Origin of the sequence: Pseudomonas putida, assembly GCF_050989985.1 — a bacterium.
Taxonomy (GTDB): domain Bacteria; phylum Pseudomonadota; class Gammaproteobacteria; order Pseudomonadales; family Pseudomonadaceae; genus Aquipseudomonas; species Aquipseudomonas putida_AI.
Genome location: NZ_CP158815.1, coordinates 4563834 through 4588067 on the forward strand (window position 1 = coordinate 4563834; position 24234 = coordinate 4588067).

The 24234-nt window shown below is 62.3% G+C and carries 24 protein-coding genes; 4 read left to right on the forward strand and 20 right to left on the reverse strand.

Going from position 1 to position 24234, the window contains the following annotated elements:
• Window positions 1-108 precede the first annotated feature (108 nt).
• The 4 genes from ABTV29_RS20790 to ABTV29_RS20805 are packed head-to-tail and all read left to right on the forward strand — an operon-like array spanning window position 109 to window position 5746.
• The gene (locus ABTV29_RS20790) at window positions 109-1464 is read left to right on the forward strand and encodes a hypothetical protein (RefSeq protein ID WP_433766559.1); all 1356 of its coding nucleotides are present in this window, start codon (window positions 109-111) and stop codon (window positions 1462-1464) included.
• Window positions 1465-1499: 35 nt separating this feature from the next.
• On the forward strand, window positions 1500-3749 hold the full coding sequence (locus ABTV29_RS20795; protein WP_433766560.1) for an Ig-like domain-containing protein: 2250 nt from the start codon (window positions 1500-1502) through the stop codon (window positions 3747-3749).
• Between the two features lie 59 nt (window positions 3750-3808).
• Complete coding sequence (locus tag ABTV29_RS20800; RefSeq protein WP_433766561.1) at window positions 3809-4270, forward strand: curlin; 462 nt, start codon at window positions 3809-3811, stop codon at window positions 4268-4270.
• Between the two features lie 27 nt (window positions 4271-4297).
• Window positions 4298-5746: a curlin gene (locus ABTV29_RS20805; RefSeq protein WP_433766562.1), complete on the forward strand. Its 1449-nt coding sequence runs from the start codon at window positions 4298-4300 to the stop codon at window positions 5744-5746.
• 567 nt (window positions 5747-6313) lie between these two features.
• Here the strand turns inward: ABTV29_RS20805 and ABTV29_RS20810 are convergent.
• The 20 genes from ABTV29_RS20810 to ABTV29_RS20905 all read right to left on the reverse strand — a co-directional run bounded on the left by ABTV29_RS20810 (window position 6314) and on the right by ABTV29_RS20905 (window position 24163).
• Window positions 6314-6631, reverse strand: a complete 318-nt coding sequence (locus tag ABTV29_RS20810) for a DUF6124 family protein (RefSeq protein WP_433766563.1) — start codon at window positions 6629-6631, stop codon at window positions 6314-6316.
• 455 nt (window positions 6632-7086) lie between these two features.
• Entirely contained in the window at window positions 7087-7404 is a 318-nt protein-coding gene (locus ABTV29_RS20815; protein WP_433766564.1) for a DUF6124 family protein, read from the reverse strand.
• A gap of 1098 nt (window positions 7405-8502) precedes the next feature.
• The gene (locus ABTV29_RS20820) at window positions 8503-9363 is read right to left on the reverse strand and encodes a CsgG/HfaB family protein (protein WP_433766565.1); all 861 of its coding nucleotides are present in this window, start codon (window positions 9361-9363) and stop codon (window positions 8503-8505) included.
• A gap of 31 nt (window positions 9364-9394) precedes the next feature.
• Window positions 9395-9811 carry a curli assembly protein CsgF gene (locus ABTV29_RS20825; RefSeq protein ID WP_433766566.1) on the reverse strand — a complete coding sequence of 139 codons (417 nt, stop codon included), beginning with the start codon at window positions 9809-9811 and terminating at the stop codon, window positions 9395-9397.
• Complete coding sequence (csgE, locus tag ABTV29_RS20830) at window positions 9808-10197, reverse strand: curli production assembly/transport protein CsgE (RefSeq protein ID WP_433766567.1); 390 nt, start codon at window positions 10195-10197, stop codon at window positions 9808-9810. Before csgE ends, ABTV29_RS20825 begins: the two co-directional genes overlap by 4 nt.
• Window positions 10194-10733, reverse strand: coding sequence for a type II secretion system protein (locus tag ABTV29_RS20835; protein ID WP_433766568.1), 540 nt, complete (start codon window positions 10731-10733; stop codon window positions 10194-10196). The genes csgE and ABTV29_RS20835 overlap by 4 nt, the downstream gene beginning before the upstream one ends.
• Window positions 10708-11082, reverse strand: coding sequence for a type II secretion system protein (locus ABTV29_RS20840; protein WP_433766569.1), 375 nt, complete (start codon window positions 11080-11082; stop codon window positions 10708-10710). Before ABTV29_RS20840 ends, ABTV29_RS20835 begins: the two co-directional genes overlap by 26 nt.
• A 4-nt stretch (window positions 11083-11086) precedes the next feature.
• On the reverse strand, window positions 11087-11560 hold the full coding sequence (locus ABTV29_RS20845; RefSeq protein WP_433766570.1) for a type II secretion system protein: 474 nt from the start codon (window positions 11558-11560) through the stop codon (window positions 11087-11089).
• Between the two features lie 2 nt (window positions 11561-11562).
• Entirely contained in the window at window positions 11563-13419 is a 1857-nt protein-coding gene (locus tag ABTV29_RS20850) for a secretin N-terminal domain-containing protein (protein ID WP_433766571.1), read from the reverse strand.
• Window positions 13416-13934 (reverse strand): hypothetical protein, encoded by a 519-nt coding sequence (locus ABTV29_RS20855; RefSeq protein WP_433766572.1) that lies wholly within the window; start codon window positions 13932-13934, stop codon window positions 13416-13418. The genes ABTV29_RS20850 and ABTV29_RS20855 overlap by 4 nt, the downstream gene beginning before the upstream one ends.
• The gene (locus ABTV29_RS20860) at window positions 13934-14482 is read right to left on the reverse strand and encodes a GspMb/PilO family protein (protein ID WP_433766573.1); all 549 of its coding nucleotides are present in this window, start codon (window positions 14480-14482) and stop codon (window positions 13934-13936) included. The genes ABTV29_RS20855 and ABTV29_RS20860 overlap by 1 nt, the downstream gene beginning before the upstream one ends.
• Window positions 14469-15020, reverse strand: coding sequence for a PilN domain-containing protein (locus ABTV29_RS20865; RefSeq protein ID WP_433766574.1), 552 nt, complete (start codon window positions 15018-15020; stop codon window positions 14469-14471). Before ABTV29_RS20865 ends, ABTV29_RS20860 begins: the two co-directional genes overlap by 14 nt.
• Window position 15021: 1 nt before the next feature.
• Window positions 15022-15825: a hypothetical protein gene (locus ABTV29_RS20870; protein WP_433766575.1), complete on the reverse strand. Its 804-nt coding sequence runs from the start codon at window positions 15823-15825 to the stop codon at window positions 15022-15024.
• Entirely contained in the window at window positions 15806-17512 is a 1707-nt protein-coding gene (locus ABTV29_RS20875) for a GspE/PulE family protein (protein ID WP_433766576.1), read from the reverse strand. The genes ABTV29_RS20870 and ABTV29_RS20875 overlap by 20 nt, the downstream gene beginning before the upstream one ends.
• Window positions 17513-17596: 84 nt before the next feature.
• Window positions 17597-18133, reverse strand: a complete 537-nt coding sequence (locus tag ABTV29_RS20880; RefSeq protein WP_433766577.1) for a response regulator — start codon at window positions 18131-18133, stop codon at window positions 17597-17599.
• A 224-nt stretch (window positions 18134-18357) separates the two neighbouring features.
• Entirely contained in the window at window positions 18358-19341 is a 984-nt protein-coding gene (locus tag ABTV29_RS20885; protein ID WP_433766578.1) for a peptidylprolyl isomerase, read from the reverse strand.
• 13 nt (window positions 19342-19354) lie between these two features.
• On the reverse strand, window positions 19355-20905 hold the full coding sequence (locus ABTV29_RS20890) for a cytochrome c/ABC transporter substrate-binding protein (RefSeq protein WP_433766579.1): 1551 nt from the start codon (window positions 20903-20905) through the stop codon (window positions 19355-19357).
• 9 nt (window positions 20906-20914) lie between these two features.
• Entirely contained in the window at window positions 20915-21544 is a 630-nt protein-coding gene (locus ABTV29_RS20895) for an SCO family protein (protein WP_433766580.1), read from the reverse strand.
• Complete coding sequence (locus ABTV29_RS20900) at window positions 21541-22197, reverse strand: SCO family protein (protein WP_433766581.1); 657 nt, start codon at window positions 22195-22197, stop codon at window positions 21541-21543. Before ABTV29_RS20900 ends, ABTV29_RS20895 begins: the two co-directional genes overlap by 4 nt.
• Window positions 22198-22210: 13 nt before the next feature.
• Window positions 22211-24163, reverse strand: a complete 1953-nt coding sequence (locus ABTV29_RS20905; protein WP_433766582.1) for a cytochrome D1 domain-containing protein — start codon at window positions 24161-24163, stop codon at window positions 22211-22213.
• Window positions 24164-24234: the final 71 nt, after the last annotated feature.

Sequence of the window (24234 nt, forward strand, 5' to 3'; positions counted from 1 at the left end):
TTTGTGCCGGGCCTCTCATAGCCGTTTTTGCCAATTGGCATGGGAGTTGCCGAAGACCTGCCAACTGACCCATCCCAAGGGGCAGGTACTTTGATAGAGGGAATACTCATGCACCCTTTACTGTCCAAAACCGCGATTGCACTGGCTGTGACCGCTCTGGCCCAAGGCGTCGCCCACGCGGCGCTGTTTGCTGTAGATCCCGGAGATGCCGGCGTTTACCTTCCAGCCAACGGCAACTTCGCCTCTTGGTATCAGGACACCCACGGAAGGACCCTTGACTTGTGCCTATCAAAGGCTGTCAGTTCCAGGGTTGCCGGCGCACCCGGCGCACCTGCCTACATGTGCCTTCTGAACCCGAATCCAGGTATTTTCGACGACACCCAACCCATCGTTTTCCCAACCAACTTTCCCGATGAAGCGTTCTGGTTCACTGGCGACGGGGCCATCACCGATGCGGCGCGGGGCATCGACCTGACCTATGTCAGCGCCGTTGAAGCGGCCTTCAGCGGTGGCGACCCGCTCGACGGCGACCAGATCAGTTTCGCCCGCATCCGGATCCGGGTCGACGTCCCCACCGCCGGTACCTATGTGATCACCCACCCCTACGGTGTCGATGTGTTCAACGTCGACACCCCCGGGCGCAAGGCGATCAACATGACCCGCGACATCGGGATCGGCTCGCCGAAAACCTACGATGGCGCCCTCAAGGGTGACGTCGGTCCGTTCCTGCGCAGCCTCAATGGTCCCTACACCGAGACCAACCCGGTCAACGGTGCGACCGAGCAATTCGTTGGCGATCCGAACCTGGAAGAAGCCTTCACAGGCAGCCCGTTCAACACCAACTACATCCGCATCGAAGGCCCTGGTGGAATTGACCTGCGCACGACGGTGATGGCCATTTCCGGCAAGTTGTCGACGGTGGCTCGACCCACCCCGATCATTGCCCAGCGCAGCACTTACTCGCGCAAAGCCGGGACAAGCGCCCCGGTGGCCCAGCAGGACGTGTTCGTGATGGCCCCGCCACCACCGGCCACCGTGACCCTGGACAGCAACACCCCGGCGCTGAAACTCACCGAGGCTGACACCACGGGGCACTGGTACGCCCAGTCCGCGACCAACCCGACGTTGCCCAACAGCCTGTTGGTGACTGCCGACAACCACCTGGCCATTCCCACCAGTTCGCCGACCCCCTTGTCCATGCCCCTGACCGACCTGGTGGTGATCTCGCGGGCCGAATACAACACAACCAACGGACAACTCACCATCGTTGCCTCCACCAGCGATGAAACATCGCCACCGAGCCTCGTCGCCACGACGGGCACTGGTGTTGCCATCGGGTCCCTCAGCGGCAGCGGCGCGGAGAAAACCCTGTCGACAGGCATCACGCCGATTCCACCGGCCAAGGTTCAAGTGACGTCATCCAATGGCGGCACTGACATCGAAGAAGTGGTCATCGTGCAATGAACGCACTCATGCCCAGATCCGTACCAGGAGGCATCATGAACAAGTGGCCACGCTTCGCACTCAACGCGCTCGGGCTGACTATCTCGCTGTCCGGCAGTGCGTTCGCGCAACTCGCCGCCGTCGATACCGGCCCCTACACCTTCGCCACGGGGAAATTCCCCATGTGGTATCAGGACAACAATCTGCTGCAGCTGGAACTGTGCCAGTCACGGGCTACCAGCACACGGGCACCCGGTGCCCCTGGCGCTCCCGCCTACATGTGCATCCTGAATCCGGAACCCGGGATCTTCGACGACACCCAGCCGATCGTATTCCCCGATAACTGGCCTCCGGAAGCGTTCTGGTTCCTCGCCGAGACCACCATCCCCAATAACGCCGCCGGCTATGGCGTGGACGCCTACGTGGCCGGGGTCGAAGCGGCATTCGCGTCCGAAAACCCTATCGATGGCGACCAGCAAAGCTTCGCCCGGATTCGCATGCGGGTGAACATTCCCGTCGCCGGGGTCTACACCATCACCCACCCGTACGGTGTGGAAACGGTCAACGTCACCACACCGGGCCGTCGGGCGATCAACATCACCCGTGACGTCGGCATCGGTGCACCGGGCAACTTCAGCGGCGCACTCAACGGCGCGATCGGGCCGTTCCTGCGCAGTGCCAACGGTCCTTACACCGAGGTCAATCCGGACACCGGCGCCCTCGAGAAATTCGTCGGTGACCCGAACATCCCCGAGCCTGTCCTCGGCAGCCCGTTCAACACCAACGTGCTGCGTATCCAGGGTCCGGCCGGGTCCATCGAGACCAACCTGTTCACCGTCTCCGGCAAGATGCTGGACAGTCGCGCCCAAACCCAGGTGGACATTAGCCGCGCCACTTACCGCCGCACGTCTACAGGTCCCGGTTCCAGCAGTACCCGGGTGGAAGTATTTGGCAGTGCGGACACCAGTTCGAGCCTGTGCTTCCGTGAAACGGTCGCCCTCTTTCCAGGCCCACCGGCATCACCGTGCCAGATCGGCATGCTCGGCAGTGCCGGCCAGTTCTTCGGCAGCGATGTAATCACAGGCCCCGTGCCTCCGGTCGTGGTGGTCACCGCCATCAACCCGGCCGGCACAACCCAGCCAACCGCCGTATCGCGCAAGCTCACCGACGTGGTGAAAATCCAGACCGCACGCTACAACTGGAGCAACCACAGCCTGCTGATCGAAGCCACCTCGTCTGACGAAGTGGTGGTGCCGGACATGGTCACCCAGGGCTACGGGCGGCTGACCAAGGCGGGGATCGTGCAAAGCGTGACCGTCTCCGACCTGCCGCAGCCACCGGCCACCGTCACCGTCAAATCCGCCGCTGGCGGCAGCGATACCGAGGCTGTCGTAGTGGTCGGCACCGCACCGGATAGCGGTGAGAACCAGGCGCCGATCGCCCGTGCCGATGCCGGCAGCACCAGCTTCGGGGTGCCAATCACCCTCAGCCCGCTGGCCAACGACACCGACCCGGACGGCAACAATCCACTGACCATCACCGCGCTGACCCAACCGCCTACCGGCCAGGGCACCGTGGCGTTGAACGGCACTACAGCGGTTGTCTACACCCCACCGGCAGTGGTCAACACACTGCTGACCACCTCCTTCACCTACAAGGCGCAAGACGCCAAGGGCCTGGCCTCGACCACTCCGGCGACCGTGACCATCACCGTGGCGCCTAACCAGGCACCAACGGCTGTCTCAGACGCCGCTACGACCCTGGGCGTGGCCATTCCGATCAACGTGCTGGTCAACGACACCGATCCGGAGAACAACCTGCCGCTGGCGATCAACAGCTTTACCCAGCCACCAACCGGTCGCGGCATCGTCTCCAGCAATGGCACGGCCCTGACCTACACCCCACCGGCCTCGATCCCGGCGGCCTTCACCACGACCTTCAGCTACTTCGTTCGGGACAGCTTCGGTGCTGTGTCGGCAACCCCGGCGACGGTCACGGTGCAAGTCTCGCCACGGCCTGCTGCGGAAACCTTCGCGGTGACCACGGCGACGGTGTCGGCCCGCTCCAATAACCGCTTCACCTGGGACTTTGCAGGGACCTCGTCGGTGACCACAGGCAACACGATCACCATCCAGGTCACCACCCCGACCGGGCTGCAGACCCTGGGCACCACCACAGTGCCGGTGACCGGTCGCTGGAGGTTCACGGCCAACAACATCACCAACGTGATTCCGTCGGCGAACCCGCAAGCCACCATCACCTCGTCCCAAGGCACCGTGCGCACGGTTCAGGTGATCTCCAACTGAGCCCACTCCCCCTCCACTCGATGAGTGGAGGGGCCAACTTCTTGCGAAAGGAAGACGCCATGAAAAAGTCGACCGCCGCCCTGCTCTGCCTGCTCCTGCTTTGCGGCAGTGCCGGAGCGCGGGCCGACGATTTAATGGAGAACGATGACCTGGCGCCTGGCGCCGATCTCGGCGAGTTGCCACCTCCGGTGGGCCAGCACGCACTGATCGACCAGAACGGCCAGGCCAACATCGCACTGGTGCAACAGAACGGCCAGTCGCTGCTCGGCCAGATCGTGCAGCAAGGGAGCAATCAGGAAGCGTACATCCTGCAACAAGGCAGCGACCTGATGGCATTGATCAACCAGCAAGGCTCTGGCAACGCCGCGTCAATCACCCAGACCGGCAGCCACAACCGCGCACAGATATCCCAGAACGGCAACAACAACGACGCCAACATCGTCCAGGCTGGCACGGGACAGCAGAGTGCTGTGACCCAGGCAGGAAATGGAATGAGCGTTTCGGTCACCCAATATCGCTAAAGCACTGCACTTCTTGGAGGTTTCATCATGTTCAAATTGACGCCCCTTACCGCCGCTATCCTGGTTGTTGTCAGTGTCCAGGCATTGGCCGATGAAAGCATTTCCACCCAGGACCAGTTTGGTACGGCCAACATCGCCAATGTGAAGCAGACCAACGCGCCCGCCAGCACCGCGACCCAACTGCAGATCGGCACAGGCAACGACGCGGCCTCCGTTCAGGACTCCGCCACCAGCACCATTACCCAGAACCAGACCGGCGACTACAACGCCGGCTACGCCGAGCAACTGTTCGAAGACAACAGCACCATCACCCAGAACCAGATCGGCTCCCTCAACACCGCCCATGCCAGTCAATCCATCGGCGTCGGTGCCGGCGAGGTACTGCAACAGCAGGAAGGCAACGGCAACTTCTCGTTCGTCTACCAGGACAGCCAGGAAGGTACCTCCGGCAAGACCTACCAGTATGGCGACAGCAACGAAGCCAACATCGAACAGATCCAGCTGGGTGGCGGCAACAGCGCCGTGATCATCCAGTACGGCGACACCAACTACGCCACCGCCGAACAGATCAACCAGATGGGCGGCACGATCGGCATCAACCAGTCCGGCAGCACCAACTACGCCTACGGCGACCAGCGTTACGGAGCAGACAGCACCCTGACCGTCAACCAGTCAGGCGACAACAACGGCACCGAAGTCTGGCAAGACACCCAGACCGCCAGCCAGGCCACCATCAACCAGTTCGGCAGCACCAACGAAACCATCGTCGACCAGAGCTTTGGCGAAAACAACGCGGCCAACGTGATGCAAATCGGCAACGCCAACGCCATCTATGCCGACCAGTTCGAGTCTGTCGGTTCCACCGTCGGGATTTACCAACTGGGCGACAACAACGTCCACTACACCTACCAGAGCGGCGACAGCCACGTGCTCAGCACCAACTCGGTGGGTAACGACAACAAGGTCTACGCCAGCAACTGGAAAGGCCCGCAACTGGGCGGCCAATTCGGCAGCAGCCAGAGTGCCACCGTCAACCAGACCGGCGACGGCAACATCGCCAGCTTCAAGCAAGACGGTGTGGGCCACATCATGACCACCAACCAGACCGGTTATGGCAACAAGACCACGGTCAGCCAGGCCGAGAACTACAACGAGCTGTACTTTGAGCAGAACGGTACCGACAACATCCTGATCTCCGACCAGCGCGGCACCACCAACCTGGCCCAGGGCAGCACCTACGGCACCGGCAACAGCACCGAGTTCAACCAGGACGGTACCGGCAACCAGGCGTACACCCAACAGGTGTATGGCGAGGACAACATGATCACCGTCAAACAGGCTGACACCATGAACGTGGCCTATGTCACCCAGGGCGGCACAGGCAACATCACCAGCGTCGACCAAAGCGGCAGCTACCAGACCGCCAACGTTCAACAATACGGCGACGCCAACCAGGCAACAGTGTTGCAAAGATAATCGCGCGGCACGAAAAACCGCGACTCTTGGGGGAGGGTCGCGGTTTTTTTATGGCTGAAGGCATGCTTTTTTTGTAGGAGCGAGCTCGCTCGCGATGGCGGCCTGGCAGCCGGCCATGCCCTTTCAGGTGTACATATCCATTGCTGCGGTAACGGCCGCTTAAGGTTCCGCCCTTACGGCGGGTTACTTGGAAAAGCGCCAAGTAACCAAGCGCTTTTATCCCCTGACGTACGGCCCTTCGCTTAGGCTCAGGGTTCCCTCGCTCCGGTATTCATCCGGGGGCATCGCCTCCGGTTTGCTGCGCTGCACCTCCTCTCGATGTGTGCGGCTTCGCCGCACGGCGCTACGCGCCTACCCCCCGGATGAACACCTCCACTCGGCCTTCCGACGGGGCAGATCAAAATCAAAAGCAGGCGAGGCGAGCTACCGCTCGGCCTGATGGTTGGCGCAGTTCCCTGTAGGAGCGAGCCTGCTCGCGATGGACGACGGAACACCGCGGGGTGTCAGGCTGCCAGCGTTATCGTTGACGACCATCGCGAGCAGGCTCGCTCCTACAGGTGACCGGGGTCAGCCCGGCGGATCGAGATTATCCAGCGCCCGATTCACCGCCAGATCCGCCAGCATGATCACCTGCTGGATGCCCAGCATCGTGCTGCGCTGCGGGCCGTCGAGACAGGTGGCGAAGTCGCTGGCCATGACGCTGGCTGAAGCGAGGGACTCACAGGCGTGGGCCAGCAGGTCTTCGGTTCGGATGTCGGCAGTGATGGCGAACATTGTGCTGGGGTTGTGCGCGGTGGTGGATTTCAGGAGGGCGGGTTTGAGGTGGAGTTCGCGGGCGGGGGTTTCGGTTGGGGACTCTGGGGGATTTGGTGATGGTTTAACCATGGTGAAGCTCCTTGATCATCAATGGAGCCGCCACACATCGCTGCTAAACGATGAGGTGGCAGCTGTACGCGGGTTAGCAGACCAGGGATCAAGGAACTCGGCGCACCGAAGTGCCCCACGCACAGCCACCATAACGAGGTGACACTGGCGCGCCTTGATTTTGGCCGGGCTGCTAAACCCGATCGCTGAACTTTCAGCGACGCACAAACCATAGAGACCAGGGCCAAGGCACACAAGCCGGCGGATTCTGGCGTAGGTGTAGGCGACGACGCAAGGCGATGTAGCCTCGCTCCGAGTCCTACAGACATCCCAAAGATGTAAGTATTTTTCTGTAGGAGCAGCCGGTTGGCGCTCGAATGCTCGCGATCGAGGTCAGAGCACCGCGGGGTGTCAGGCTGCCAGCGTTATGGTTGACGACCATCGCGAGCAGGCTCGCTCCTACAGGTGACCCGGGGTCAGCCCTGCGGATCGAGATTATCCAAAGCCCGATTCACCGCCAGATCCGCCAGCATGATCACCTGCTGAATGCCCAGCATCGTGCTGCGCTGCGGGCCGTCGAGACAGGTGGCGAAATCGCTGGCCATGACACTGGCTGAAGCGAGGGACTCACAGGCGTGGGCCAGCAGGTCTTCGGTTCGGATGTCCTCGGTGATGGTGAACATTGTGCTGGGGTTGTGCGCGGTGGTGGATTTCAGGAGGGCGGGCTTGAGGTGGAGTTCGCGGGCGGGGGTTTCGGTTGGGGACTCTGGGGGATTTGGGGATGGTTTAACCATGGTGAAGCTCCTTGATTGATGGAGCCGCCACTGTTCGCTGCGAAACGAAGAAGGTGACAGCTGTACGCAGGTTCGCAGACCGGGAATCAAGGAACCCGGCAGACTCGAAAGTCTCCCGCGCACAGCCGCCATAACGCATTTCAACAGACGAAAAAAACGCCAACTGAAAGGAAACGGTGGCGCTGAGCGCCTTGATTGATCCGGGCTGCGAAACCCGATCGCTGAATTGGCAGCGACAGGGAAACCATAGAGACCAGGGCCAAGGCACACAAGCCGGCGGATTCTGGCGTAGGTGTAGGCGGCGACGCAAGGCGATGTAGCCTCGCTCCGAGTCCTACAGACATCCCAAAGATGTAAGTATTTTTCTGTAGGAGCAGCCGGTTGGCGCTCGAATGCTCGCGATGCAGGCCAGAGCACCGAGGGGTGTCAGGCTGCCAGCGTTATCGTTGACGACCATCGCGAACAGGCTCGCTCCTACAGGGGATTGGGTACATCCGCAGACTTGTAGGAGCTGTCGAGTGAAACGAGGCTGCGATCTTTTGATTTTCAAAAGCAAGATCAAAGGATCGCAGCCTTCGGCAGCTCCTACAGGGAACCGCGCCAACAATCAGGTCGAGTGTCAGCTCGCCTCGGCAGCTTTTGATCTAGATTCACCCGCCCCTTCGGCAGGCTGAGTGGAGGCGTTCATCCGGGGGGAAGGCGCGTAGCGCCGTGCGGCGCAGCCGCACACATCGAGAGGAGGTGCAGCGAAGCAAACCGGAGGCGATGCCCCCGGATGAATGCCGCAGCGAAGGAACCCCGAGCCTCAGCGAGGGGCCGGACGCTGGGGCGAGACCTTTGCTTCCTTTGGGGCGTTTGCCAAAGGGAGTCGACCGTCAGGGCGAAACCATAAGTGGCCGTTACCGCAGCAATGGATATGTACACCATCAAAAAATACGTCGCCTGACGCGAAGCCATCGCGAGCAGGCTCGCTCCCACAAGGGATTGAGTACACCCGCTAAATCACGTCGCCTGACACGAAGCCTTCGCGGGCAAGCCCGCTCCCACAGGATTGGTGTACTTACAGAGCCCCAAGGTCGGCCCGTAGGCCGCCTCGGCTCACTCTTCCTCAGGCTCCACCTTGTTCTGGGTCAGGTACCGATCCAGCGTTTCATTCTGCTCGGACACGGAAGTATCCCCGGCCACCTGCCACAAGTGCCGCTCGATCCCCTGCGCCAGCAGATGCCCCACCGCCGCTTCGATCGCCGACAGCACACACAGTTGCGCCGGTTCGTTGGTGGTGTAGCCGGCTTCGGCCTCCAGCAGTTTCTTGAACTCGATGAACTTGAAAATACCGGCACTGCGGGCCACGGAGTAGATGGTCTTGCTGGTCATCACGTTGGCCAGCACCTGGCCGCTGCGCACATCCACAGCCCGCAGGTTGACGGTGACCTGGTCCACGCGGTATTCCCGGGAGATGTCGATGCCCAGGTAACGCGCCCCTTCCCCGCCGCTCTTGACGTTGGTGTCGTAGGCGATGATCCCGCCCTCGAGCATCATGTTCGCCGCTTGCAGCGGTGGCAGTTCGGCCTGGATGTTCACCGGCGTATTGGGTTTCTTTTGCGAGGCGCGGATGATCTTGCGTTCGGTCAACAGGTTCTGCAGCCCTTCACGCTCCAGCACCACAAACCAGCCGCTGGCCTGCATGGCGTCCATCAGCATGCTCGCCGCGCCCTGGGTGACGCTGGTGGAAAACGAGCTGGCCGGGGTCGGCTTGTACTGGCCGGTCTGGTCGCGGAAGCCATACACCACTGCCATCAAGCGTCCCTTTGGCCGTGGCATGTTGATCAGGTCGTAGTAGGTCGAGGCCCTGGGGGTCAGGGTCGGGATTTTCGGGTCCTGCTCGGCCGACAAAGGCTCGCGCAGTGCACACCCTTGTAGTGCCGCCAACATCAGCCCCAGCGCAATTATTTTTTTCATGTCCTTAACTCCCCAACGACCCGAATCCCTATCAATTCAGACCATTCACCTTGATTTCCGAAAGCTCGCCAGTAGCCCGGTCGGTCACTTCAATCGTCAATTGCCCTGAGTCGTCGACGACGTTGACGATAAATGCATCAGTAGAAAGACTCCCGGTGTTGCCGGTGGAAATGTTGTCCATCAACTGCCCCAGCAACCGCGATTGCAGCTGCGCGGTGAACCGCTCCAGGGCCGAAGTGCCGGTCGTGGCGGTGCGGTTCTTCAAATCCGGATCGTCGTAATCGTTCTGCGCCTGGGCGTTGTTGAGCAGCCAGGTGCCGTTCAACGGGTTGCCGCCGAACGCCGGGTTGACGGGGGTGTAGACCAGCTCCGTGGCCTGCACCAGTGCACAACTCCCAAGACCCAGCAGGCACCAGGCGGCGCGTTTCAACATCATTTTTGTTTTCATAGTTCGTCCCTCTCAAGGTCCGTGGTGTCCTGCAACAAGGCTTCCAGCTTGCGCTGCACAATTTGCCCGCGTACCCAGTCGGCGGCGTCATAAGCGTCGTCCTTGAGCTCCACGGTGTTCGGCGGCAGGAAGCGCCGATAAACCAAACGTTGTTGAAATTCCACGGTCACCAGGCTGCCCCAGCGAGCCGATGGCCGTTCGCGTACCACCAGGTTGAAATCCATCGGGCTGGTGGCCCGCAGGCGTTCACTGAACGAGTAGTAAAAGTCGTGGCCGATGTGCGAAATCGTGTCGTCGATGATGAAACCGAGCATTTCGTCTTCTTCGGCGGCCGCGGCCGCGCCGGCGCTCAACACCAGGATCAGCGCCAGGCAGAAGCGGTTCATGGCTGCAACGCCTGTGGTGCGGTGGACTGGCCTTTGACCGGGCCCGAGGCGCCGTCGGTAAAGGCTTTCTCGGCCACGAACTGCCAGTCCTTGTAGCTGGCCATGCCGTTGAAGTCCGACCACTGGGCCGGGAAGTCCACTTGCTTGAGCGGCTTTTCAGTGCTGCTGCTGGCGATACCGGTAATGCGCCCGTCGAAGCCGCGCATCAGGAACCACTCGCCGCCCCCCATCGGGTCCGGATAGAGCTGGCGCAGATGATGTTTGGCACTGGGAAAACGCTCGTCCTGCAACAGGTCGACGAGTTCTTTCGGGTACTGGGCCAGGCCTGGGGAGCTGCGGTAATAGCTGCGCAGCGCCTGGGCGTACTGGGTACCGACCCACAGCAATTGGCGTTCGCGGTCGCGGCGCGCGGCGGTGGCCCACAACTCGCCGGCACTGGCCAGGCCCATGCCCATCACCATGATCAGAAGCAGCACACCCAGGTAGGTGAAGCCGTCTTCCGACGAAGGTTTACCACTCGGAATAAAGGCTGCCATCACGCGCCCTCCCGGTGGCACCGCTCTTGATATCCGCCACGCCGCCGGCTACGTCTTCGGGCGGTGGCACCATGACCCAGGTGTCCTTGCGCTCGGCGATCGGGTCCATCGGCGGGTTGCGCAGGTAACGCAATTCCACCAGTTGTTCGAGGGAATCGGGATAACGCCCGGTGTCGCCGTAGTAGTGATCCAGCGCTTCGCGCATGGCCGACAGGCTCTGGCGCAGCGTGGTCTCTTTCGAAGCTTCCAGGCTGTTGAAGTAGCGTGGCAAGGCAATGGTCATCAGGGTTGCGATGATTGCCATGACCACCATCAGTTCCAACAGGGTAAAACCCTTTTGCCGGCGCATTTTCTCACCACTCCCGGTAGGCGATGCCATTGAGGCCTTTGCCACGGGCCTTGGAGTAGACGTCGAAGACGTCCTGGCCATCCCGTGGGTTTTCAGCCGAACTGTCATAGGAGCGCAGTCCCCAACCACCCTCGTCGTCACGCTTGACCGTCGCCAGCGGGTCGTGGGGAATGCGCCGCAGGAAGTAGAACTTCGCCCCCTTGGCACTGCGCACATCGCGCACACCTTCGACCAGCACCTTCAGGTTAGGCGGGTAACCGTTGCTGTCGAGCGTCTTCTCGATATAGCCCGCATCGAACGCCCGTTTGTAGGCGTCGATGGCATCGCGGATCTGGTACAGCGCGGTGCGCAGATCCTGTTCCTTGCCCCGGCGCACCACAGTCTCGGTCAGTGGCGCAGCCATGCCGGCCAGCAGGCCGATCAGGGCCAGGGTCACCACGACTTCGATCAGGGTAAAACCGCGCTGCGAGGCTTTCATGATCAAGGCTTCCCGACGCTGATTTCGACGTTGGTGTTGGGGTTCACGCTGGTGTTGGTGGCAATCGGCCGATCCAGGTGCTCGGTCTGTACCGTCGACTGCAGGCTGCGGTCCGGTGCCTGGATGTGCATGCTGGTTTCCGTGCCGGTGGTGAACTCCATGTCCGACGGGCTCTGGTACGGCAGGTTGCGCACCACACGTGGGGTGATCGACAGCACCAGTTCCGATTTGCCCACGGTGTCCTTGTTGCTGCCGAACAGGCGGCCCAGGCCAGGAATATCGCCAAGACCCGGGATCTTGTTGCCGGTGGCTCCGTGGTCGTTACGCATCAGACCGGCGAGGATCTGGGTTTCGCCATCGTGCAGACGCAGGGTGGTCTGGGCGTTGCGGGTATCGACCTGGACCGGGATGGTGCCCTGGCGGGTCGGTTCCAGCGGCGTGGCGTTACTCACTTCCAGGGCGACCTTGATCGCCACTTCGTTGTTCAGGTGCACGGTTGGCTGCACTTCCAGTTTCAGACCGACATCCAGGTAAGTCACGCTTTCGGTGATCACCGGTCCTTGGGTCGACGGCACCGAGGTGGCACTGATGATCGGTACGCGCTGACCGATGTGGATGCGTGCCTGTTCACGGTTGCTGACGCGGATCACCGGGCTTGCCAGGGTGTTGATGTCGTTGTCCTGGGCGTTGATCTTGGCCTGCGGCGATGGCGAGATGGTGATCCGGCTGGAGTTGATGCCTTTGAGCTGGTCGAGAATGGTCACGGCCGAACCGTCGCTGTTGACCACACCGAAGGTGTTCGGCCATTGCAGGCCAAGGTCCAGAATCCGCTGGGTGGCGACTTCCATCACTTCCACTTCCAGCACCACTTCAGGGTTGGACTGGTCTTGCGACTGCAAAAGCTTTTCCGCCATGCGCACGGCGTCGCCGGTATCGCGCATGGTCAGGGTGTTGAGGCGCTCATCGACGAACACATCGCGGGTCTTGAGCATGGTCTTGACCATGTTCAGCGCGGTGTTGGCATCGATGCTGGTCAGGTAGAAGGTGCGCATCACCAGCTCCTGATAATCCTTGAGCTTCTGCGGCGAATCCGGGTAGATCAGCAGGGTGTTTTCGTTCACCACTTTCTGGTGCAGCTGGTTCTGTTGCAGCAGCAGTTCCACAGCGTCTTCGATGCGCACGTCACGCACGAAGATGGTGGCTTTCATGTCCGGACGCAGGTCCTTGTCGAAGATGAAGTTCAGGCCGGCGACCTGGGACAGCACTTCGAAGATGGTTTTCAGGTTGGCATCGCGAAATTCCAGGGTCACCGGCTTGTCCAGGCGGGTGCGCAGCTGCGGGTACTGAATCACGTTGCGGCTCTGCACCAGGCGGATATTGCTTTGCAGTTCCAGGGCGCCTTCGTTGTTGGGGTCCAGTTCAAGGATCTGTTTGACCTGACGGTCGGCACCGTAGATGTCGCCGCGACGCAGGTCGCCGCGGGCCAGTTCGAGTTTTTCATCGAGGCTGCGCATGTGATCGAGCTGTTGGATGGCGTCCTGGGCCCGACGGTTGTGCGGCTCGATGGTCAGCACCCGGCCATAGGTCAGGCGAGCCGTGGCGAAGTCACGTTGTGCCCGGGCCATGTCGCCCTGGCTCAGCAGCGCCGTCACCGCGCGGGCGCGGCCACTGGTCAGCGCCAGGTGCAGTTCGGTGTCGCGCGGGTTTTCCCGAATGCCTTGTTCGATGCGGGCCAGGCCGGCCTCGTACTGACCCGACTCCATCAGGGTAGTGCCTTCATCCTTGGCAACCTGTGCCGAGCTGCAAGCAGCCAATCCTGCACACAGGCACATGCTCATAAACAGACGGGATTTGTTCATTGCGCGCTCCCTACAGACAGAGTCTGGGACAAATGCAGAGGCAGATAGACCAGGCTCAGTTCCATGTCGGAAATCCGCTCGATCTTCCATGTTGCGTCGATTACATCCCCTTTGCGCACGACGTAAATCTTCTCGCCGCTCTGCAGGAACACCTGCAGGTCGGAACGGTCATCCATCCTGCCGATGAACTGGAACGGCATGGGTGGTGCAGTGGGGGCCTGCACGACCGGGGCTACGTTGACGGGTTGCTCGGTGACGGTGGCCAGGGTCGGTGCCGGCTTCCAGCTGCGGGCGGCGAACAGATCGCCGGCCGGGCTCAGGTCCTTGATCACCGCTGGCGCCGCGGCAGCCTTGACGGCCGGCAGCTTGCCGTCGCCGGTGGCCTTGGCGGGGGTGGCCACGGCGGCCACTTCGACGCCAGCCTCTTCGCCCGGAGTGAAGTAATCGGAGAACCAGGTCAGCGCTGCCGCTGCACCCAGGAACGCCACCCAACCCACTGCTCGTTTGTTGTTCATCATGACCTCGACAGGTAAAGGGTCATGCGGATCCGTCCGTTGAGGTCGGTGTCGGCGATTTTCTTGCGTTGCAACTCAAGGTCTTCCACCACCACCGCCGGCAACTGGCCGAGCAAGGCGTGCATGAAGCGCCGCAGTTGCGGGTAGCTGCCACGTACCGGCAGCAGGATCTGATAACGGGCCAGGTGGGTCTTGGGGTCGATACCCAGGGAGTACTCGCCCCGCGACAGGGTGATGCGCTCCTGGGCGGCCAGGGCGTAGATCTTGTCGATGGCGACGGTCGCCTGAGGCTGCGCCGGCAGCTTGCTGCGGAAATCATCGAGCTGGCGCTGCGGAACCACGGGGGCCGCCACCGTGCCGTCTTCGACCTTGGCCAGGTACTCGCGGGCTTCCTGAGTCTGCTGGCTGAGGCTTTGCAGCGACTGCCAGTCCGGCAGTAACCCGGCCAAGGCGTAAATCACCGCCACCACGATCAGGGCCATGCCAGCCAGGCCGGGCACGCCCAGGCTTTGCAGGTATTCGCGAACGATCAATTTAGGGATTTGCATCGCCAATCTCCCAGGTAGCCGACAGATTGAAACGCACCGGTTGCTCCGGCACGTTGGTGACGATCTCGTGGCTCAGCAGCGACACATCGGACAGCTCGTCGGTGGCTTCCAGACGCTGGTGGAAATCGAGCATGGCTTCCAGGTCCCGTGCTTCGGCGCTGATCCGCACCTGGCCCTTGCGCGCATCCGGGGTCAGGGACAGCAAGGCGATGTTGTCGCGGGGCATGGCTTCGAGCGTAGCGAACAGGCGTTCCCAAGGGCGGCGCAGCTGTTGCGAGACCTTGCGCATTTCCGCCAGGTTCTGCGCCTGTTCGCGGGTTTCGGCCGGGGTCAGGGCGACTTTGCTGCCAGTGCCGGTGTCGCCGCTGAGCACACGCTGGGTGGTCTGCAGGTGGCCTTGCTGTTGTTCGGCCTCCCCGCTCAGGTGTTGGGCAATCACCATGCAGGTCAGCGCCAGCACCACGCCAGCGCCCAGCAGGCTCCAGCCCAAAGGGGTCGAACGGCTGCGAGGTTGGAAGTCGAGCATCAAGGCGCGCATGTCAGGCCACCGCCCGGGACATGACGTACAGGCAATCGTGTACGGATGTCCGGTCCTCTTCGAGGGTCCGCAGGTGCACCCCGTGAATCTCAGGGTGCGATTCGATGCGCGCCGGGGCGTGCAGGTAAACGTTCAGCGGGCGTTCGCTGGTGGAAGCCAGCAATTGGCTTTCCCGGCCGATCAGCGCGGTCAGCGCGGTATCGCTATCGTTGCTGCCCACCGAGCGCACCGAGGTCCAGCGACCTTCGCGAGCCACCAGCAACACGCTGCGCACCGGCTCAGCCACCACGAACAGGAAGTCGCCTTCGTCAAAACTCTTGTCGAAGTGATTGAAGGCCGCCATCAGGTACGGCTGCACCGAGCGCAGGCGCAGGCCGCGACCGCTGACCAGGCTGCGCAGACGGTCCAGCAGATCCTGTGGCAGCGCCGTGGCGATCCGGTCGTAGCCGGCAGGTTCGGCCGAGAGCACCAGGCTCCAGGGCTGGTTCGCCACCCCGTACAGGTCTTCGAAGCACAGCTGGGCAAAGCCCTGCAGTTCGGCGGGGCTGCTGATCTGCTCGCTCCAGGGCACCAGGCAGTAACGGCTGAAGTGGCCGGAGATCACCACGGTCAGCTCGGAGCCTGCGCGGACATGTTCGCCCAGCAGGCGGTCAAGGGTTTCCAGGGCCACGGTCCAGGCGCCGAAGCCTTCGTCGATGTAGCCGACGCTGCCCAGCCACAGGGTTTGACTGCCCTGGCGCTGGCCGAGGCCGACACCACTGGCGCCGATGACGGCGACATAACGCTCACGAGATAAAAGTGACACGATTGATCTCCTCGAGAGTGGTCCGGCCTTGTTGCACCAGTTCCAGCGCGGATTCGCGCAGCAGGCGCAAGCCACGTTTGCAGGCGTGGGCCTTGATTTTCGAAATCGGTTGGCGCTCGACGATCATCTGCCGCAGTTCGTCGTCCAAGTGCAGCAGTTCGGCGATGGCGCTACGGCCGCGATAGCCGGTGCCGCGGCAATGGCCGCAACCCTTGCCATGCACGAAGTGGTAGTGGCCGACCTGTTGCGGATCGAGACCGGAGGCTTCCAGCTCTTCTTCGCTCGGGGTGTAGGGCGCACTGCAAGTGGCGCAGACCAGGCGAATCAGGCGCTGGGCCAGCACGGCGTTGAGCGCGGAGACCAGGCTGTAGGGGTCAATTTCCATCTGGGTGAAACGGCCGATCACGTCGAACACGTTGTTGGCGTGGATCGTGGTGAATACCAGGTGACCGGTGAGGGCCGATTGCACGGCGATCTGCGCGGTGTCCGGGTCGCGGATCTCACCGACCATGATCTTGTCCGGGTCGTGACGCAGGATCGAGCGCAGGCCACGGGCGAAGGTCAGGCCTTTCTTTTCGTTGACCGGGATTTGCAGCACGCCCGGCAGTTGATATTCCACCGGGTCTTCGATGGTGATGATCTTGTCCACGCCATGGTTGATCTCGGTGATCATCGCGTACAGCGTGGTGGTCTTGCCGCTACCGGTTGGGCCGGTCACCAGCACCATGCCGTAGGGTTCGGCGGCCAGGCGACGCAGCTGGCGCAGGGTTTCCTCTTCGAAGCCCAGGGCCTGCAACTGCACGCCGCAGACCTTGTCGGCCAGGTCCTGTTTGTCGAGCACCCGCAGTACCGCGTCCTCACCGAAAATGCTCGGCATGATCGACACCCGAAAGTCGATCTGCCGGCCGTTGATGCCGATCTTGAAGCGACCATCCTGGGGTACGCGTTTTTCGCCGATGTCCAGTTCGGCCATGACCTTGACCCGGGAAATCACCTGTTCGGCGAACTCGCTGCCCTGGATCTTGCTGATGTTGTTGAGCACGCCATCGATGCGGTACTTGATCACCAGGCCACTGCCGGTGGTGCCCAGGTGAATATCGCTGGCGTGCATTTTCAGGGCGTCGTACAGGGTCGAGTTGACCAGCTTGACCACTACGCTTGAGTCTTCGCTGATGCTGGTCAGCGACAGGGTTTGCAGGTTGTCGATTTCGGTGTTGGCGTCCGATTGCGCGTTGAGCGATTCCACCGCGTGGAAGCTCTCTTCGTGGCGCGCCAGGTAGGCCTTGAGGTCATCCGAGTGCACCAGGTACAGCGGCGCGCCGTGCAGGCAATCGTCGATCCAGGCCAGGCGGGCGGTGTCGAAGGGGTCGGCGAACACGCCGATCACTGTGTCGCCGTGACGCAGCAGGCTGAATTCGCGCTTGAGGCATTGGGCCAGGGTGACCCGGTCGAAAACCGGAGTGGCCTGGAACAGGCTGTCGGTGTCGAGCACCGGATAATGCAGGGTGGCGCCCAGGCACTGGATGAACGGCATCGGAGCCAGTTCGCTCAGGTCGGCAAGGGCATTGAGGACTCGTTCGCCAGAACTGGCGGCCAGGATCCGCGCCTGGGCTAATTGTTCACTGGTAAACCGGGTCGGTACGCAGTCCAGCGGCACAGCATCGACGACAAGTGATAGACGGTCCATGGCTTGCTCTCCAACGCCCGGGGCTTTGAGCCCTGTCGGCGCGGCGAGCAATTGCGGCGGGTGCCGGAACGTCTTGTCGCGCCATTACTCCCCGGTGAGCAATTGTTCGTCGTCTGGCGCTTTGGAAGTCGTCGAATTTCGTCGGCGATCCGCAAGCACCCAACTACCGTCGTACAACTGCAGCGGGAAACTTTCGGTCCTGCTCTGGCGTCGTTCGACAAAGCCTTCGGATGGGCTCACGTTCGCGTTGGGTTCGCGCTGCACCCCCAGAAGATCACAGACTGCACGGGCCAATTCCGCCAACGGAAAGGGTTTGAACAGGATATGGCTGACTCCCAGTTGCCGGGCCCTTTCGCAAACCTCTGCGGTGGGGTGCCCCGTAATCAGCACAAAATGGCAATTCCTGTTCTGGCGGACGGCATCGAGCACCTGAAAGCCTTCCATATCGGGCAAGCGGTAATCGAACACCATCACATCAGGTGAAAAGGTCATCGCTTCGCCGATGGCCGTCTCACCGTTGTGAGCTATCCGGACTTCCAGCGCTTGCGCCTGCAGGTACCCCTGTAGGTTCTCCGCCAGCAGCTGTTCGTCTTCAACAACCAGTACTTTTTTGTTTAACAAGGTGGACTCCTTGAAACCGCAGGTCCGAATACCGAACCTGGCGGAGTGCGCGCCTTGATAGGTCTAACGCACACTTCATGCCAGGCTGAGCGCCGGTAATTTTAAGCTTTCATGTCCTTGAATTTACTGACAATGCCTTTTCGTCCACGTACCCCATCCCCCAAAAACGGGGAAAACCGAACGGGTGCGTGTCGAAGCCATTCCCCACTTTTGGGGGGGATCCTTCATTCATCGTCAATCCGTTCGATCCGGTTGCCGGCACGCAACTGCGCCAGAACCTGTAGACGAGCCTGGACCTGTTTCTGTCGGGCAAGGTACGCCCGTACCATGTCAAGTCCTTGCTCTTGTGTGACATCGCTTGCCTCCATTCGGTTCTCTAAGTAGATCAAATGCCAGCCGACCGCCGTGCGCACCGGCTCGCTGATCGCCCCCGGTGCCAGGGCGAAAGCCGCTGCCTCGAACTCAGGCATCATGCGTCCACGGGGGAAGTAGCCCAGTTCGCCACCCTGACTGGCGGATACGTCCTCGGAAGTCTCGCGGGCGACGCTGGCGAAATCCGTACCCTGTCCGATTTTTTTACGGATTGTCTCCAAGCGTAGTCTCGCAGCCGCCTCAGTGGAAGCCTCCGCTCCCTGAGGCACCTTGATCAGGATATGCCTGACCTGTACCTGCTCGGGCTGGTTCATCTCGCCGCGATGTTCTTCGAAGAACGCCCGGACCTCTTTCTCGTCAGGCGTACCGGACTTTTCGATCTGGGCCTGGTTGAGTTCGGCATACACCTGCTGGGCCGCCAGCTCGCGGCGGGTGTAATCGATGTAAGTGGCTTCATCGAAGCCTGCGTCCTCCAGGCGCCGGGCAAACACCTGCGGCCCCCCCATGGCCTGACGGGTCTGGTCGACCTGGCTTTGCACGGTGGCATCGCTGATCTGCACCCCGCGCTTTTGCGCTTCCTGCCAGAGCAGTTCCTTGTCGATCAAGGCATCCAGCGCGGCCTTGCGCAGATTTTTGTAGGCCGTGGGATTGCGGATGCTGGCCACCGCCCGGCCCTGATCCTCCAGGTACTCGGCGAAATAACGCTCCAGGCGCATCTGGGTAATTTCCTTGCCATTGACCCGTGCAGCAATCGGTTCATTGCTGCTGAACGCATTGCTGCTGAACACCGCGGGCATCCACAACGTCAACAGAACCAGCACCGTGTTGAGCTTCATGTTCGACCTCCGGTCAAGGCATGGCAGTAATGGGTTTGTAAGGGGCGACCAGATAGAAGTGCTGGTCGGGCAAGTCCACGGTGACCACATGAGCGCCACTCAGGCCCAAGCGGCGGCCCGGGCCGAAGCTGATCAGCGGGGTCAGGCCGGTGTCGAAGTCATGCAGGTTCTCCAGGGCGCTCACCAGTTTTTCGCGGCTGGCATCGCGCCCGGCCTGCTTCATCCCTTCGCTGAGCAGCATCATTGAACTGAACGCGCCGACCTGCAGCACCGCATGCTCCCCACCCAGGCGCTGGCGTTCGCGCAACTGGGTCAGGGCCATGCGCCCGGCCTGGGTCCAGTCGCTGGGCACGAATGGATACGCCAGGAACACCCGCCGGGAAAAGCCGCTGGGCACTTGCAGCAAATCACCCGCCACCTGATTGGACGCAGCGAACAGGTAAGGCACCTGCCCCGCCGTCTGCAAGCGTTCGGCCAGGCGGCTGAAACCGCCACTGCTGCCCAGGTAGAACACCGAGCGCGAGCCCAATGGCAAGTCGTCCTGCGCCGACTGATAGGTTTGCAGGCGCACTTTTTGCCAGGCGTTGTCTTGCAGGTACTGGGCGAGTTTCTCCGCCGCCTGTCGCTGGCCGGGTTCATCCGGGTAGGCGATCAGCGTCGGCCCTTGCAGCACCCGCAGGCTGGCAGCGGCGTAGTTGGCCAGGGCGATCATCTGTTCACGCAACCCCGGCAGCGGCTCGAATATCTGCCGGCTGACCTGGGCCGAGCCCTGCAACGACAATGGCCCGATCAGCGGCACGCCCGCCTGTTCCAGGCGCGACGCCAGCTCCGAATCCAGCGCGGGCACCAGCGGCGCAATCAGGGCGAACACCTGCTCCTGTTCGATCAGTTGATTGAGTGCCTGTTCGGCGCTGGCCCGGTCGGGTCCGGGATCGAGAATGGTCAGGCGCAACTGCCGACCATGAATCCCGCCCGCCTCATTGATTCGCGCCACACTGCCGCGCAGCACCGCCGCCACCGTGGCGCCCTCTTCGCTCAAGGCGCCGGTGCTCGGCAACAAGGTGCCCAGATGCAGGCTGTCGGGGCTCAGGCCCGGGTCGCGGTCGTCGGCCAGGCGCTTGAGGTACGCCGTGAGGTTGCGCTGATCGCTCATCGACAGCACGAAGCGCGGCATCGCCGGGTCCAGGTGATTGTTGGCCGGGTCGCGCCCCTCCTGCACCGCCCTGGCCAAGGTGCTTTCGGTGTAGGCCGGGTAAGTGCGCCCGTTGATCTGCTGCTGGCCATAAGTGCTGGTCAGCCGCGACCAGCTCAACTCCGGCGGACGCACCCCGCCTTCCGGACGCCCCAGCCCATCGGCGCCATGGCAGTTGGCGCACGGCAGGCTGGTCGCCGGCAGCAACATGCCCGCCGCCCCTATGCGCGCCATGATCGGCTCACCGCTGGCCGACACACCCTCGCGATACAGCCGCTTGCCGGCGCTTTCACTGGGGGTCAGCGTCAGCGCCTGGGCAGTCAGGCCAACGTTTGCGAGCAGCAGCAGACCGAGGATGAGGGCGTTTTTCATGGCGCTAACTCAACGACCGGCCACGGGCATTGTCAGCAACTGCAAGCGCTGGGCAATGGCGGCGGCCGGGGCATCGGGACGGATCTTGCTCCAGCGCTTGTTGGCCACATCGCCAACAATCAGCTGGGTTGAATGTTGTTCCGGAGTCGGCACGATCTGGCCGATGCGGCTCAATACAAGGTCCATTTGTGCCTTGTCGCCGGTAAGAAAAAGCCAGTGGGGCCCATCGACGCCCTGCTTCAAGGTGTAAGCCTTGAGTACCGCCGGTGTATCGCGCAGCGGATCACTGGTAAGGGAGATAAAGGTGATGCCGTCCGCCTTGTCGCCCAGCACTTCACGCACTTGCTTGAGTTTCTGGGTGATCAACGGGCAGGCATCGTTGCAACTGGTGAAAATCACATTGAGCAGCACCACGCGGTTCTGCAGGGCGTCGCTGTAGAACCGCAGGGTATTGCCGTCCTGGTCCTGCAGGGGCGTATCGGTGAACCAGGTTTTGGCGTCATGGGTGCCGCCCGCCGGTTGTGCCGCGGGTGCGGCCGCCACCGACGGCGCCGACTCTTCATGCCCTTCATGGGAGAAAGCCGTGGAACCGAAGAGGCACAGGCACAGGCTCAGGGTGATCCGGTTCAGGGCTCTCATGGCTGCTGCTCCATGGCGATGGCCGTGTGCTTGGCGTGGACGTTGCGTTCGCCGCTGAGTTTCTCCACCTGGCGGCTGAGCACCGTGGGGTCGGTGAAGCCGTAATAGCGGGTCCAGTGGCGGCTGTTGCCGTCGCCCACCAGGATCAACGGTTGATGGTTCTTGAAGTCACCGCTGAAACTGCCCAGGCCCTTGAGGGTTTCGTTGACCGACTGCGGCGAGCCGGTGAGCCAGCTCCAACCCGGGCCCTTCTGGAAGGTGCGGGCGTACTCGTTCAGGCGCTTGGCGTCGTCGCGCTGCGGGTCGATGCTGATCGACACCAGCTGCACTTCCTTGCCCACCCGTGCCCCCAGCTTCTGCTGCACCTTGCCCATGATCGACGACACCACCGGGCAGACCGTGGTGCAGCTGGTGTAGATGAAGCTCATGACCACGATCTTGTTGCTGACCAGATCCTTTTCCAGGCTCACGCTCTTGCCGTTCTGGTCCACCAGCGTCACGTCGGCGAACTTGACCTGGGCGCTTTCCGAGGTGGCGCTCTTGGCCGACATGTCGTGGCCGGCATGTTCATCCGCCGAGTGAGCCATGGCCTGGCCGATACCGACAGCCAACAGGCAGAGCGTCAGCAGTCCACGATGTGCAAATCGGTTCATGTCAATGTCCTCTTCAATGAGCGTGCTCGGGCACTACCCGAACGCTGGCAAAGGTCTGGTCGCCGAAGGTCGCGCCAAGGGACGGGGCACGCACGTGCACGTACCAGGCACCTTTCTGGTCAAGGGTCACCGGGGCTTCATAGACGCCGTCGCCGACGTCCCGCGCGGTCACCAGTTGTGGCCGTGAACTCGGTGCCAGGAAGTAGCGCACCTGTACGTCCTTGATTCCGCTGCGGGCGGTCTTCTGCTTGCCCTGGACGATGCGGAAACGCACCGTGTAGGGGCTGCCCAATGCAGCAGTGGATTTGTCGAGCAGAAATTCCACTTTCGGCACGCCAGCGGTGTGCACAGGCGTGTTGCTCGCCTCCACCACGGTGCTGAAGCAATGGACGATGCTCGGTTGATTGAGCAGGAACGCCACGTCGAAACGCCCGGCGGCTGGCAGCTTGATCCGCGCGCTGTACAGGCCCGGCTCGACTTCGCGCAGGCTGCGGTCGATGACCATCGCCGCCCGTGCCACTTGCCCGCGATTGGCATAGCCGGACATCGGCGCGTTCATGCCTTCGGCGTAGAAGTAGGTGGTGTTGTCCACCGGGTTGACCACGTACACCGAGTTTTCGTCCCGCGACACCGCCAGGCTCGACGCCAGTGGCAAGTCACCCGCCAGGCGTGGCGACTGGGTACCCGCCTCGAAACCCTGGGTGATCGGCTTGCGACCTTCCCCCAGCGACGCCAGGTTGATCATGGTCACCTTGGACGACGCCAGCCCGCGAACGTAGGCGTAAGCCTTGGTGAACACCACCTGATAGGGTTCGGTAGACACGTCCAGGTCATGGATCAGCGAATCGGTGGCCGCGTCGATCACCGACGCCTGGTTCTCCAGCGTGTTGAGCACGATGCCGAAGCGACCGTCGGCGCTGAAGCCCATCGGGCCCAGGCCCTGCTTCAACTTGATCACCCGCCGCACCGACTGGCTCGCGGCGTCGACCACGGTAACCGTGCCGTCCTTGCCATCGGCCACGTAGGCGGCGCCTGACAGCGGCGAGTAGACCACCGACAACGGGTGCGAACCGGTCTTGAGCTGCTTGATCAGGGTCAGGCTGGCGATGTCGATGATGCTCAGGGTGCCGTCATCGCGGTTGGTGACGAAGGCGAATCGGCTGTCCTTGCTGAAGGCGATTTCGTGGTGACCACCACCGGTCGCCAGGTGCATGAGGGTTTTCAGGCTGCTGGTGTCGATCACCGTGACCCCGGATTGCTCGGCGGCGCTGGCGTTGTTGCCGACCCACAGCAGGCGCTCGTCCGGTTGCAGGGCCACGCGCACCGGGTTGCTGCCGACCGCTACCGAATCGACCACCTTGAACTGTTCGCTGTCGATCACCGCGACTTCGTCAGCGGTGGGCATCGACACGAACACCCGCTTGTTGTCCCGTGGGGTAACCCAGTCCATTGGCGGTTGCTTGATGTCGATCCGGGCCATGGTGCTGGTGATGCCGCCCACCGACACCGACGGGTCCACCACCATGACGCTGGCATCGCGGTTCATCACCAGCAGGAAGTAGCTGTTGAGGTCGAGCAGCGGCCGCGCGCCGATGTTCGATCGCAGGAAAGTGCTGACCCGGGACTTGCAGCTCTTGTCACGGCCCTGGGCCTGGTCGGCGGCGGTCACTTCGGGATCCACCCAGGCACCGGGGGCAACGCCCGCCAATGGTTGACCCGAGGCTTTGTCGGTGACGCGGAAACGCACATCGGCAAACTCGCCTTCGCGCAGCACACCGTCCTTGGCCAGGGGTTTGACTTCGAGCGCCACCGACACGCCGTCGCGTTCAAGGGTCTGGCCGGTCCAGGTATTGGGCAGCGCCACTTCGCTGAGCATGCTCGGCGGCGTCGTGCGCGATACCCCCAGCCAGATCAGCGCAGCCCCGACCACGAGCGCACAACTGGCGATTTTGATGGTCCTGTTCATTGCAAAACTCCCATTTACAGATCCATGTCTGCCTCGCCCCTACGGGCCGGTGTTGCTCTTTGTGGGAGCGA